Genomic DNA, 12,429 nt, shown 5'->3' on the forward strand with positions numbered 1-12,429 from the left:
TAAAGGTTGCCGCTCTGCAATTCGCGCTGCAGGCAGAGCTTGCCCGGAACCAGCGTCGCCGAGACACTTTTCAATCCCTGATTTCTTAAGCTTTCGCTGCACTGACGGTGCAAAGGCCGTGCACCCAGAAGCATGTCGCGATTCCGGAATCCTCTTAACTTGTGAAATATCAGCTCAAGCTTCCTTGTCGAGTCCCGGCGAGAAGAAGCATTTGCTGAATAAGCGCACAAAAACAATTAGGAGAATCAATCATGAAGCCCCAATCTGCAGAAGAATACGTACAGATGGACGATGGCCCTTGGGCACCGTTTCCAGACACGCTTTCGAAAGGTGGCATTACCTGGAGACTACTACACGTCTCACCCGAAATGGGCTCCTGGACAGCCGTGTTCGATTGTCCGGCCGGTTCATCGTTCAACTCCCACATTCACACGGGTCCCGGTGAGTATTTCCTTTACAAAGGACGAATGGACGTCCGTGGCGGCAAGGATAAGGGGGGCGATACTGCTATCGCACCTGGATATGGGTACGAGTCCTCGGGCGCATTTCATGGCAAGACTGAGTTTCCTGTCGATAGCGCATTCTATATGACGTTCCTCGGCCCTCTGGCTTTCACCAGCCCTGATGGCAGCGTGGCCGTCAACATTGGCTGGATGGAAGCGCAAGGAGCATGGGATGCGTTCATCAGCGAGCAACAACCCGAAAGCGCAGCTCAATAGACCGATTCTGTTAGGTAGCGCCTAACTGTCCCTTGAACAACCGGGCGGTTAGGCCTCCGATCACACAAGATTGAGGAAGTACCTATGGCCGACAATACGGTTCGAGTCGACGAATCTGCAACGCACAAGGTGTTTGAGCATCATCTGGAAGCTTTTGCAGAGGGGATAGACGCATTAATGGCTGATTATGCCGACGATTCTGTAATCACCACCCCTACTGGAAACCATGTAGGCAAAGCCGAAATCCGTGCGTTTTTTGAGAAGTTTCTGGAAGAGGCTACACCAGAGTTTTGGGCTGCATTCAAGGTAGGGGTTCAATACGTCAAAGACGACATTGCCTACTTGACTTGGAGTGCCGAGCCTTTCATGCCGCTGGCTACTGACACGCTGTTGGTTCGCAATAATCGCATCTGGATTCAAACCTTTACTCCTTTTGCCCTCTGAGCATGGGTTCCAAAAAAAATTCAATAATATACGCACGGAGTAAGTTCTCATGGCTAAAAATCTTAAAGACAAAGTAGCTATTATCACAGGCGCATCATCTGGCTTCGGTCGGGGGATCGCTATCGCTTTGGCTAAAGAAGGTGTCCGGGTTGTTATAGCCGATATTCAGGAAGCTCCATCCCAAGGCGGTTTCGAAACAAATGCAGGTACAACTACCGTTGACGAGATCAAGTCGAATGGCGGTGATGCCTATTTCGTTCAGTGCGATGTTACCTCTCATGCGGATGTTAAACGCATGATGGCTGCGAGTGTCGAGTGCTACGGAAAACTGGACATCATGATCAACAACGCAGGTATCTTTCGAGGCGGAAAGTTCGCCCATGAGTTTACCGAAGATGATCTGGAAGCGTGCTGGCGTATTAATGTGAAGGGCACCTGGTTTGGTTGTCAGGAGGCTGTCAACACGTTTATGAAACAGGGACATGGCGGCAATATCATAAACCTAGTATCAACGGCAGGCCTGCAAGGACACCCCAAACAATCAGTGTACAACATCTCCAAAGGTGCACAGGCGAATCTAACCCGCTGTTTTGCTATCGAGTACGGCAAGTACGGTATTCGGGTGAATGGTATTTGCCCGACCTATGCAAAGACAGCACTTACCCGGCAGCTATTCGATGACAAAAACTTTGACGACTTCTTTGTCGAAAGCATTCCCCTTGGCCGATGGGGTGAGGTTTCTGACGTTGCCAATCTTGCGGTATTCCTCGCATCAGATGATTCAAGCTATATGCATGGCGACCTTGTCCGTCTGGATGGCGGCGAGACGCTTTGCAGATACTCCGCATAAACTTTAAAGATTCAAGCTAGCAAAAGCTTCGACACTTTGGTCCTTCTCGTTTCATTTTTTGGAAGGGCCTTTTTTTCCCAGGCAGTATGGTGCAAGATCACGCCGCAAACCCAGAGCGTTAAATTTCCTATCGGAGGAGTTCATGAAAATAGAATCAGCTGATAGTAAGGACTACCTAGAGTTAATTAAGGTATGGGAAGCTTCAGTTAGAGCTACGCATGATTTTCTTCCCGAAGAAGAAATTGAGGTATTGAAGCCTGTAATCCTAGAAAACTATTTTGATGCCGTTGATTTAACATGCATCAAAGATAGTAAGGGTAATATCCAAGGATTCTGTGGTGTGCACGACGGAAATATAGAAATGCTGTTTATTTCTCCCGCCGCAATGGGCAGTGGCATAGGAAGGTTGTTAACCAAAAACGCAATTGAAAATCAAGGTGCCACAAAGGTCGATGTTAATGAACAAAATGACAGGGCTTTCGATTTCTATAGGCAGCTTGGATTCAAAGTTATAGGGCGTTCGCCTCTCGACGGCCAGGGCAAGCCTTATCCAATATTGCAAATGGCACTATCAACAATTTAGAAAGTTTAGCCAGCATCGCCCAGTCAAATGGCGGCTGGTCTGGACTCCGTTTCGGCGCTTCGCGCCTTCACTACGGCCGCTGCTAAAAGCGTTGAGGCTGTAGAAAAAAACCAAAAATCAGCGCTTGGTTTTGATAAGACGCAAAAAACGGGTCAACTGAAATGCGGCATTCCCCGCTTCAAGCACTACAAATACGACCAGGGCGCCATGGTCGTGATCGACTACTAAGAACAGTTTAAGCCTGGCACCTTTGAACCTGCGGTGCATTATTTGATCGAGCGCAAGCTGGACCTGTCGATATTTCACCCCAAGTACCGCAACGAAGACACCGGCCGGCTGGCTTACGATCCAGATACTGCTGAAAGCCATCCTGTTTGCCTACTCCAAGGGAATCACCTCCAGCCGCGAGATTTAGTGTTGCTGCGAGACCAGCATCATCCTCAAAGCACTTTCTTGCGATACCGTTACTCACTTCACGACGCTAGCCAAGTTCGTCAGCAGCCACTCGGATGAGATCGAAGAGCTGTTTCGAGCGTTACGGGGGGTTCCTGATGGAGCCAGTCAGAACGTGAACTTACGAATCATACCCATGCAGACCAAACGACAGTCCCTTTGAATCATGTACACCGATCAAAAAAAGGTAAACAAAAACGCAAATACACCTGTAACCGTTTGCACCAACAGAACCGCGGAAAGGGAGTAAAAAGATGCCGGAAACCCGGCTGGTTCTGAATTGAATCTGGTTTTAAATGGGGTTCACGTATTTTTTGCTGAGAAGCCGCATTTTCGCAAAATGATGGTGCCGCGAGAATATCGGGATACACTGGCTATCGAGGTTGCGGTGGCTTGCGCCCTGAGTAAAACGAATTCAAGAAATCTCGGAGGAAATCCAGGATACGAAGGCCCTGACTTTTTCGGTTCTGAACTTGGCCTCCGGGGCGACCAGATAATAGTGATATTCCGCAGACATCGAGAAATCGATCGGCTGCATCAAGAGTCCGTCTTTCAGCATATCGGCGACTAGAATGTGACGAATCAAAGAAACGCCACGGCCTGCAAGGACCGCCTCAACCTGTGCAGAAGCTTCATTGACCTCGAGCCTGATCGATGTATCGGGGATCTTTATGCCAAGGGCCCTCTGAAATTTGCCCCATGAGCCTTGCATATCAATCGAGTCATCAACCAGCCAGGGCATGTTGGCAAGGTCTGACGGTTCGACCTTTCGGCCGTCCGCAAGAGATGCGTGGCAAACCACTACGAGGGACTCCTCCATGAAGAAACGGGATTCCAGTCCCGGATAATTTCCTTTGCCAAAACGGATGGCCAGATCAACCCCGTCACCCTGAAAGTCCACCAAGCTGAAGCCGGGCATAATGCTGAGTTTTATCTGAGGGTATCTTTCCTGGAACCGGCTGATTCTGGGCATCAACCAACGGTTCGCGAACGAAGGCAAAGTCGCCACTTTCAAATTGGTTGGATCTGAGTTCGGTGCGAAGGTGGCAATTCCCCTTTCGATTTCCTGAAATCCCGTTTCGATGAAACCCGATAGACGGCTCCCTTCTGGGGTCAGTTTTACCTCTCGAGTCAGCCTCACGAACAGTTTCATTCCGAGGAACTCTTCGAGCCCCCGAATGTGTGAGCTGACCGCCGCATTAGAGATGTTCATTGCCTCAGCCGCAGCCTTGAAACTGAGTTCCCTGGCGGCGTACCGGAAAGCCTGGAGAGCCCTCAGGGGAGGAAGCGCCTGCATATTGCCACCCATGGTTAACTTCATCTTAATCGTTAAGAAGTTTAACCCGTTTGTTCGCATGCAGTCCAAACGAAACAATAAGCCTGAACTTTACAGTAAAGGAGAGACACGATGTCAGCCATTTCCCCCACTGCTCAGGCAGTCGGCTACGTTCACAGCAGAACACCAGTGAAAGCCAGTGCGATTCAAAAGATCAGCCGGTGGTACGTGAATTGGAGAACACGTCGGCAACTGGCCCAACTACCTGACTTCATGCTGAAAGACATCGGTGTATCGAGAAGCGATGCCGAGAAGGAAGCCAGAAAACATTTCTGGAAAGAGTGACATCGACATCATTGCCAATATCGGAGTTGAAATGACAGAAGGTTACTCGCTGAAAAGGGACAGAGTTATGGGCGATCACAAACACCCTGATAATAGAGACGGATCCGACTCATCAGCCGAGGGACGGAATCAAGCACGCTTGATAACCCGTGCAGAGTGGATCAAAACGCGGCTTGCCGGTCTTTGGAAGACATTTCAAAGCAGACGAAAACCAAAAAAGGAACTCGGTTGTATCTCAAACCATATACGGAAAGACATTGGTATTGAGCTTCATGAATCGAACAAAAGCGACCGTCTTGGCTGAATTAGCATGAAAATTGTTCCTATTGACCCTGATGAGTCATTGATTGAACTTCTGAGTTGCTTTGCGCTACCGACCTCAGATATCAACCAGTCCGGCTCAATTTATTTCTTCGGCTGCCATCAGAAGGGCAAGTTAATAGGTTCCGTCGGCATCGAGATCTGCAAAAAAATCGGCGATGCTTCGCTCTTTGGCAACACACGAAGAAGTCCGAAACACCGGGCTGGGACGAGCATTAGTGGAGCACGCCGAACTGAATGCATCACTCATGGGGCTCAGTGCCATTTATCTTTTAACCACAACGGCGACTGATTTTTTCGAGCGACTAGGGTATGAGCAGCTTTGTCGCGGACAAGCCCCAGATAGTATTAGCAAGACCATACAGTTTTCAGATCTCTGTCCGGCGTCATCCCACTTAATGCGAAAGCTATTGTGATTGGGTTCACCTTGGTCGCTTAGGTTCATTTTGTTGATACTACTTTATAAGTCTCGGTATCGCTCGCACAGCATGTTGTAAACAACCCCGCTTTAGTTGCACCGCTGATTAGAGTTTTCCGCCCAGTTGTACGTTGCTAGGTATTCCCAAGGGTCAGGTCATCCGGGGAATCGGTGGGGTAGGTAGCGGGCTCACGCGGCCTAGGAAAGGTCTGCTTTATGGTCAACCTGAGTGTTCGCTTTGCGACCAGGCCGAGCTTCTCAAACTCCCAAACATAAAGCGAACATTCGAGTCAGGAGTTCTCAGAAGACGATGTTATGCTGATGATCAGAGACATTGAGCAGTTTTTGGCTCAATACTTACTTGCCTCTTGTCTCTTTTCTATTCTGTCGGCATGGGGCCCTACGCTAATTTGCCGGTCTGGCAAATCGCGACTACTTCGTCATTTCTGAGAAGTTGCGTAACCAGCCAACTATAGACTATCTATTTTGCCATGGCTCAAATAACGTCACTGTATGTCTATAAGGTCGTCAGTCAGGCAAGTCCGGGCGTCGAAACGCGGGACTTGATACGCAAACTTGGCCTACCCGTGGACGGCCCCATCGATCCGACAAAGATGGTGTCTTCACCGGAGTACTATGATTTCTTTGCGGCTTTGGTTGATCGAGATCCCAAGGGCCTCTCATTACCGTTGAGAATCGGCGCCTCGATGCGAAGCGACGAGTACGGCGCTTTCGGTCTGGCATGGAAATCCGCGCCGACCTTGCGTGGCTCATTCACAAGGGCAGAGCGGTACGGGCATGTTCTGGGCAGTGCAGAAACCTATTCGCTTGAGGACACGGCACAGGGGACATTCTTTAACCTTGAAAAAGCCGGGGATGGTTCCACGGGCATGCTGCTCTCCAACGAGGCCAGCATGTCGGCGGTGCATACCATCATCAAGGAAGTCAGCTCCTCAGATTTCATTCCTTTGGCCATCTACTTCAAGCATGCGCCGAGAGGCGATACCAGAGTGTACGAGAATTATTTCGGTTGCCCGGTCCATTTCGAGACGGGACGAGATGCGGTGCTTGTAAGAAAAGAAAGCATCGAAACCCCCAACAGACTGGGCGATGAATCCATCGCCCAGTTCTTTGACCGCCATCTTGAACAGCAACTGAATTCGCTTAAGGGCGACATCTACCTGCAACAGCAAGTTCGGCGTGCTGTCGCCAACGTGCTTAGTGAGGGAGTACCGAAGCTGTCACGGATTGCGTCCGAACTGAATATGGGCGCACGGACATTGCAAAGAAGGTTGTCGGAGCAGGGGTATTCCTTTCAAAACGTTGTCGACATGGCGCAAAAGGATCTCGCACAGAGACTTCTTCGTGAGACAGACTACAGCCTTGCCGAAGTCGCCTTCCTGACGGGGTTTGCCGAGCAGAGCGGGTTCACGCGGGCTTTCAAGCGTTGGGCAGGGCAGACTCCACGATCCTATCGGCTTTTGACCCGTTAAGTTTGAAGTTGGCGCCGTCTGCACAAACTCTGGCATGCCGAGGCAATAACAAGCGACGCGGTTTCACGAAAATGGACTTGCACTTAAATCAAAAGGAGCAAGTCAATGAAACCATCCAACCAGGCACATCAGACAATTCTCGTCTTGGGCGGTACCGGCAAAACCGGTAAACGCATCGTCGGTCAGCTGAAAGACAGCGGTTATGAGGTTCGAGTTGGATCCCGCTCAGCCATCCCATCGTTTGATTGGGACAACGAGAAAAGCTGGGACCCTTGCCTCACTGGCGTCACTTCAGCCTATATCACCTACTCGCCAGACCTGGCCATGCCAGGCGCAACCGACGCTATCCAGGCGTTTGTGAGCCTGGCCAAACGACGAGGAGTGAAGCGGCTCGTCCTGCTATCCGGCCGTGGCGAAGCCGAGGCACAAGCCTGCGAAGACATTGTTCAGGAGTCCGGACTGGAATGGACCATCGTCCGCGCAAGCTGGTTCAACCAGAACTTTTCTGAAGGCGCATTCATCGACATGGTTCTGAATGGCGCGATCACACTGCCAGCGGGCGATCAGGTCGAGCCTTTCGTGGATGTGGATGACATTGCAGATGTGGCTGTTGCTGCTCTGACTCAGGACCACCACAACGGCCATATCTATGAGGTGACGGGACCAAGATTGATGACTTTCGCGGACGTGGCCAAAGACCTTTCCCGCGCGACCGGCCGTGAGATTTCGTTCATCGACGTACCTCACGACGGCTTTATCGCCGAGATGGAGAACGCTGGAGCGCCAAAGGATGTGGTCTGGATGCTGGATTATCTGTTCGCAACGGTTCTAGATGGCCGCAACGCCCAATTGACCGACGGCGTTCAACAGGCACTTGGCCGACCACCGAAAGACTTCGCTGTGTATGCCGAGGAAGTGGCAGAGACCGGTGTTTGGCAAGGGCGGTAACGGGCTGCGCCAGGGTAAACATACAGGTTTGGCAGCAGTATTCAGCAGTAGTCAAACCTTATGCTCTCCCAATATTACCTTACAGAGAACATAAAAAATGCTTGATAAGATACTGTTAAATATATCAATCGCTCTCTACGCAATTGCTGTTCCGTATTTGGAAATCAACGACACCCACGTCTTTAACCCAGACTGGGTAGCCCACGCAAGATTGCACGAAGTGTGGCAGTTGATCACCAACTCTTCCCTGGGTGCGATTGCCCTGTGGCTTACCTGGATGTCTGCGGATGGCCGGGGGAAAGCCAGTGTAATTGCGCTCTTGATCACCGGCGGTTTCCTCGCAGCCTATGCCTTACAGGGGGCCTACGGCGGATCAATGGTGCATCCGGATGGCACTGAAAAGACGTTGTTTGGCGTCAATGTCGGCGTGATTGGGTTCGGCTGGGTATTTCTGAGCTCCATTTTTACGCTCGTTAGAGCAGGGCGCCAGGAAGCGACAGAGAAAAATTGAAGCTGTTTAAATATAGTGGCGACGCGATGTAACACTTGAACCGGCTGGGTTACTGATAGGTAACGGGGACACAGACCTTAAAGACCTTCAGGAGCCCAGCATGGCCCACAAGTTTGCGGAAATCGCTTTTACCCGGACCGTTAAGCAGGTTCAGGAGGACATGGGTAGCCGGTCGGGTTACGCATCCATAGAGACCGGCCCCGACCGAAACCATCTGCTCAGGGAGCGGGAGCGCACCTTCATTGAAGCTCGTGACAGTTTCTATATTGCCAGCGTCAGTGAGACAGGCTGGCCTTACATCCAGCATCGGGGTGGGCCGGCCGGGTTTTTGAAGGTAATAGACCAGTCGACCATCGGTTTCGCTGATTACTCGGGCAACCGTCAGTACGTCACAACGGGAAACGTCCTGAACAATGATCGCGTGGCGCTGTTCCTGATGGACTATCCGAACCGTAGGAGGCTAAAACTGCTTGGCCGGATGGCGCTTGTGGGTTCCGACCAGCCGTCGATTCTGGACGATCTGAAGGACGATAGTTATGACGCGAAGGTAGAGAAGGGCATGCTCATTCATGTCGAAGCCTTCGACTGGAATTGTCCGCAACACATAACCCCTCGCTACAATCAGGCAGAGGTCGAAGCCCTGCTCGAGTCGATGCGAGACGGCGGCTGAACCGATATCACAGGGTAGACTGAAGCTTGCCGCTGTAGCGCCGGAGTTTGCCTACGGTTTCTGACCAGTCATCTGCCCCTACCATATCGGTAAACTCACCGTGAGCTTCTTCCCATCTTACCAATGCCTGCTGATATATTTCCTCGCCTTCCGGCGTCAGAGCCAGGCCTAGCGAACGCTTATGGCCCGTTGGCTGAGACTGAAGCAAGCCCTTGGCAATCAGTTTTTCAACCGTTCGCTGAAGCGATGTCCGCTCCATTCCGAGTAACTCAGCCAGCTCGTTGATGGAGTTTGGTGGTGACAGTTTGATGGCATTCAGAATTGAGAACTGGGTAATCCTGAGACCGGTATCGGAAAGGTGATGGTTGTAGTGCCGGGTTACCAGCCGGGAAAAAACGCGGGAGTAAAGAGCCGCGCAGGTTCTGGCAACATCAAGCGGCGTTGTTTCCTGATCAACAGACTGCTCAGACATGTTGGGCTCCTGCTAATGAAGTGTATATGCATGATCGTAGGTTGCAGTGCGTGCATTGTCCAGACAATCAGGTAAACGGAATGGCTGCAATTCTGGGGTAGTTTCAGTAACAGATAGGCCCGCTGGACGTCTGTGCAGTAAAGATCACTCTATAACGACCTCATCAAACACGAGGGAGGCACCATGAAAAACCAGGAACTCAACCTGTTACACGTGTTCAGCGCCATCATGACGGAAGGCTCAATCACACGAGCGGCGGACCGACTCGGTATGACCCAGCCAGCGGTTTCGAACGTTGTTTCCCGAATGCGGACGGCCTGGAAAGATCCTTTGTTTGTGAAGCGGGGGCGGCAGGTAGAACCGACTTCGTATGCGCAAAGCCTTTGGGACCAGATCCGCAATCCGCTGTACGAACTGTCCAATGCGGTAAATTCTACCCGTTTCACACCCAGTGAATCCCGCAGGACGTTCAGGGTAGCTGTTACCGATCTGATTCTCGAGATGGTCTGGCAACCGCTGGTCTCCGAGCTGCAGAAAAGTGCGCCAGGGATTGATTTGCATGCGGTACCTTTCTCACCCGCCACTGCAGCGAATCATCTGCGCGAAGCAAGTGTTGATTTCGTAATTGGATTCTTCGAGCAGCACGATCACAGTCTCAGAAGCCTGTGGTTGTTCGACACCGGATATGTATTGGCCATGAGAAGTGGCCATGAGCTCAGTGGTCGTCCGGTTGACCTTGATTCATTTCTGAATGCCCAACACCTGCTGGCAACCATGTCTGGTGAGGCTCACGGTGTTGTCGACGATACACTCAACCGGCGTGGCCTGGAGAGACGCGTGGCAGTGACGGTAAACCACTTTTCCGCGGTTCCAAATCTGCTCAGAAACTCCGACCTGGTTGCTACTATCCCCGAAGTTATCACCGGCGACTGCGAATTCTGCGCAGGTATTTCCATTACCAGTCTGCCAATTGAGGTGGAGCCCACCAGCCTGTATCTCGCATGGCACACCCGACACGACCGGGATCCGGGCATTATCTGGATTCGGAGCGTGATCGAGCGGGTCGCAAAAGAGTGTTGGGCAAACGCGATGGCGGCCAGGGCGCTTGATTGCGGTCCGCTAACCGTGATTAAACCCGGCTTGGACAATCGGCCCATTAACTAGAACGCTTGTCCCTTTGTGACGGTGCTCCGGTGGTTACTATTTCTCTCGTAGACATCAACCACTGGAGAAACCAACATGAAAAACATCACTGCCAAAGCCTTGCTTCTTGTTTCCATCGCCCTGATTTCCGCTTCCGCCAGCGCAACCCTGGCGGACCGAAAATCAGACAGCGACGATTACGGCCACTCCGTGAGTAGCCCGTACAGCGGTCAAAAAGTAATCCGCGGCCAGGTTATTCTGAAGTAAAGCGCAATACCAACTAAAAAGGGGCAAGGATTCAGAATCCTTGCCCCTTGTCTGTTTCAGCTCTATCAGGCCACGTTAGCGTTTTCCTCAACTACGTTTTTCTCAGCTTCGGCGGCTGTCGCGTTCAGCTTTTTCCATTCCCTGGGCGTCATGCCCGTATTCTTTTTGAAAGCCCTCGAGAACCCGGAGGCGTCTTCGTAACCAACTTCGAAACAAATAATCGACATGGGCTTGTCTTTGAGGATGAGCTTCTTGGCTGCAGAGATTCGGACATTCTGGACGTATTCGCCAGGTGCCAGGCCGAGCACGTTTTTGAAGTGCTGTATGAAGGTTGAGCGGGACATGGTCGCCACTTCAGCCAGCTTATCAACAGAAAGATCTCCATTCAGATTTCTGTCGATGCAATTCAGCACCTTGCTCAGCTGACGGTCCGCAAGCGCGGATAGCATGCCCTTGGGTGTTTCTCCTTCGGAAACGATATGCCGTAGCACATTCACGAAAATCACCTCAACGAGTCGGTTCATAACCGCGTCCCGCCCCTCCTGGGCTGCTTCGGCCTCCGCGAACAGTACATCTACGAATGAGCCAAGGCCCTGAACCGAAGACAGGGGAAGTACAACGGAAGGGGGCAGCGCCTGGAGGACTGGGTTTCGGGAACCAGTCTGGAACTTGATTGACGCGCATATTATCTCGGCGCCTTCCTTGTTGGCACCGAAAAGCTGATGCGGCTGAGAGCACACTGAGAAAATCATGGTTGGTTCGGTGAGCGTAATCTTCTCCCGATTGCCTTCCATGATGTCGAGCACCCCCGAACGCAGTACATGGATATAACCGGTTCCTTCTTCTTCAAAGGAAGCGAGACCACAAAGCTGACCCCGAAAGAACACGCCGGCGTTTACGTTAAGTTGGTCGAGAATGTAAGAAAGCCTGTCCATAAGCCACTCCAGATAATTGGCATAGAAGTTTGAACGATCGTACTCATTCAGTACCGCTCAAGGCCTTAATGTTTCAGACGTAGTCATCATTCATTCAAAGGAGATACCCAATGACTCGTTTCAACAAACTTCGTGCCTTCGTTGCTGTTGCTGCCATGAGCGCTGCCTCTGTTGCTTTTGCTGCTGATATCGACATGAATGCCGACGCAAATGATGTTGCCATCAGCGGCTACGATCCTGTGGCTTACTTTTCCGATTCAGAAGCCACCAAGGGTTCTGCGGAATACACCGCCACCTACAAGAACGCGATCTACCATTTCTCCAGCGCCGAGAACCGTGATCTGTTCCGTGCCGACCCCAGTGCCTATGCGCCTCAGTACGGTGGTTACTGCGCGTTTGGCGTGACCATGGAGAAAAAATTCGACGTTGATCCCGAAGCCTGGCGGATTGTCGATAACAAGCTGTACCTGAACCTGAACAAAGACGTGCAGAAGCGTTGGCTCACCGATGTGCCCGGTTTCATCGCCAATGCCAACGACATCTGGCCGGAGATCAAAACTGTGGAAGCAGCCGAGCTGTAA

Annotated in this window: 17 protein-coding genes and 1 pseudogene; 15 read left to right on the forward strand and 3 right to left on the reverse strand. The window is 51.4% G+C overall.

Going from position 1 to position 12,429, the window contains the following annotated elements; genetic code table 11:
• Window positions 1–251: 251 nt before the first annotated feature.
• The 5 genes and pseudogenes from FWJ25_RS12340 to FWJ25_RS20035 all read left to right on the forward strand — a co-directional run.
• Window positions 252–719, forward strand: coding sequence for a cupin domain-containing protein (locus FWJ25_RS12340; RefSeq protein ID WP_149600563.1), 468 nt, complete (start codon window positions 252–254; stop codon window positions 717–719).
• An 84-nt stretch (window positions 720–803) separates the two neighbouring features.
• Complete coding sequence (locus FWJ25_RS12345; RefSeq protein WP_149600564.1) at window positions 804–1,163, forward strand: YybH family protein; 360 nt, start codon at window positions 804–806, stop codon at window positions 1,161–1,163.
• A gap of 49 nt (window positions 1,164–1,212) precedes the next feature.
• Window positions 1,213–2,013 (forward strand): SDR family NAD(P)-dependent oxidoreductase, encoded by an 801-nt coding sequence (locus FWJ25_RS12350; protein WP_149600565.1) that lies wholly within the window; start codon window positions 1,213–1,215, stop codon window positions 2,011–2,013.
• Between the two features lie 142 nt (window positions 2,014–2,155).
• The gene (locus FWJ25_RS12355; RefSeq protein ID WP_149600566.1) at window positions 2,156–2,596 is read left to right on the forward strand and encodes a GNAT family N-acetyltransferase; all 441 of its coding nucleotides are present in this window, start codon (window positions 2,156–2,158) and stop codon (window positions 2,594–2,596) included.
• 168 nt (window positions 2,597–2,764) lie between these two features.
• Window positions 2,765–3,125: pseudogene (locus FWJ25_RS20035) on the forward strand (transposase); the annotation flags it as partial.
• Window positions 3,126–3,464: 339 nt separating this feature from the next.
• On the opposite strand, the gene FWJ25_RS12365 reads toward FWJ25_RS20035, so the two are convergent.
• Complete coding sequence (locus FWJ25_RS12365; protein WP_246166804.1) at window positions 3,465–4,358, reverse strand: LysR substrate-binding domain-containing protein; 894 nt, start codon at window positions 4,356–4,358, stop codon at window positions 3,465–3,467.
• A 99-nt stretch (window positions 4,359–4,457) separates the two neighbouring features.
• Between FWJ25_RS12365 and FWJ25_RS12370 the strand changes: the two genes are divergently transcribed.
• From FWJ25_RS12370 to FWJ25_RS12395, 7 genes are all read left to right on the forward strand, one after another.
• Window positions 4,458–4,670, forward strand: a complete 213-nt coding sequence (locus FWJ25_RS12370) for a DUF1127 domain-containing protein (protein ID WP_149600567.1) — start codon at window positions 4,458–4,460, stop codon at window positions 4,668–4,670.
• A gap of 310 nt (window positions 4,671–4,980) precedes the next feature.
• Window positions 4,981–5,283 (forward strand): hypothetical protein, encoded by a 303-nt coding sequence (locus tag FWJ25_RS19885; protein ID WP_246166806.1) that lies wholly within the window; start codon window positions 4,981–4,983, stop codon window positions 5,281–5,283.
• On the forward strand, window positions 5,195–5,407 hold the full coding sequence (locus FWJ25_RS20050; RefSeq protein ID WP_368732301.1) for a GNAT family N-acetyltransferase: 213 nt from the start codon (window positions 5,195–5,197) through the stop codon (window positions 5,405–5,407). Before FWJ25_RS19885 ends, FWJ25_RS20050 begins: the two co-directional genes overlap by 89 nt.
• Before the next feature lie 493 nt (window positions 5,408–5,900).
• On the forward strand, window positions 5,901–6,902 hold the full coding sequence (locus FWJ25_RS12380; RefSeq protein ID WP_149600569.1) for an AraC family transcriptional regulator: 1,002 nt from the start codon (window positions 5,901–5,903) through the stop codon (window positions 6,900–6,902).
• 105 nt (window positions 6,903–7,007) lie between these two features.
• Complete coding sequence (locus FWJ25_RS12385; RefSeq protein WP_149600570.1) at window positions 7,008–7,850, forward strand: NAD(P)H-binding protein; 843 nt, start codon at window positions 7,008–7,010, stop codon at window positions 7,848–7,850.
• A 97-nt stretch (window positions 7,851–7,947) separates the two neighbouring features.
• Window positions 7,948–8,361, forward strand: coding sequence for a hypothetical protein (locus FWJ25_RS12390; protein WP_149600571.1), 414 nt, complete (start codon window positions 7,948–7,950; stop codon window positions 8,359–8,361).
• 100 nt (window positions 8,362–8,461) lie between these two features.
• A complete protein-coding gene (locus FWJ25_RS12395) occupies window positions 8,462–9,031 on the forward strand; it encodes a pyridoxamine 5'-phosphate oxidase family protein (protein ID WP_149600572.1) in 570 nt (189 codons plus the stop codon).
• 7 nt (window positions 9,032–9,038) lie between these two features.
• Here FWJ25_RS12395 and FWJ25_RS12400 read toward each other — a convergent pair whose 3' ends face one another.
• Complete coding sequence (locus FWJ25_RS12400; RefSeq protein WP_149600573.1) at window positions 9,039–9,503, reverse strand: MarR family winged helix-turn-helix transcriptional regulator; 465 nt, start codon at window positions 9,501–9,503, stop codon at window positions 9,039–9,041.
• A gap of 183 nt (window positions 9,504–9,686) precedes the next feature.
• Here FWJ25_RS12400 and FWJ25_RS12405 point away from each other — a divergent pair, with 183 nt between their 5' ends.
• A complete protein-coding gene (locus FWJ25_RS12405; protein WP_149600574.1) occupies window positions 9,687–10,667 on the forward strand; it encodes a LysR family transcriptional regulator in 981 nt (326 codons plus the stop codon).
• A gap of 75 nt (window positions 10,668–10,742) precedes the next feature.
• Window positions 10,743–10,913 (forward strand): hypothetical protein, encoded by a 171-nt coding sequence (locus FWJ25_RS19630; protein WP_188093624.1) that lies wholly within the window; start codon window positions 10,743–10,745, stop codon window positions 10,911–10,913.
• 65 nt (window positions 10,914–10,978) lie between these two features.
• On the opposite strand, the gene FWJ25_RS12410 is transcribed toward FWJ25_RS19630, so the two are convergent.
• Window positions 10,979–11,848 (reverse strand): AraC family transcriptional regulator, encoded by an 870-nt coding sequence (locus tag FWJ25_RS12410; protein ID WP_149600575.1) that lies wholly within the window; start codon window positions 11,846–11,848, stop codon window positions 10,979–10,981.
• A 110-nt stretch (window positions 11,849–11,958) separates the two neighbouring features.
• Between FWJ25_RS12410 and FWJ25_RS12415 the strand changes: the two genes are divergently transcribed.
• Window positions 11,959–12,429, forward strand: a complete 471-nt coding sequence (locus FWJ25_RS12415; RefSeq protein ID WP_014421588.1) for a YHS domain-containing (seleno)protein — start codon at window positions 11,959–11,961, stop codon at window positions 12,427–12,429.

Origin of the sequence: Marinobacter salinexigens (assembly GCF_008370345.1) — a bacterium.
Classification (GTDB): Bacteria; Pseudomonadota; Gammaproteobacteria; order Pseudomonadales; family Oleiphilaceae; genus Marinobacter; species Marinobacter salinexigens.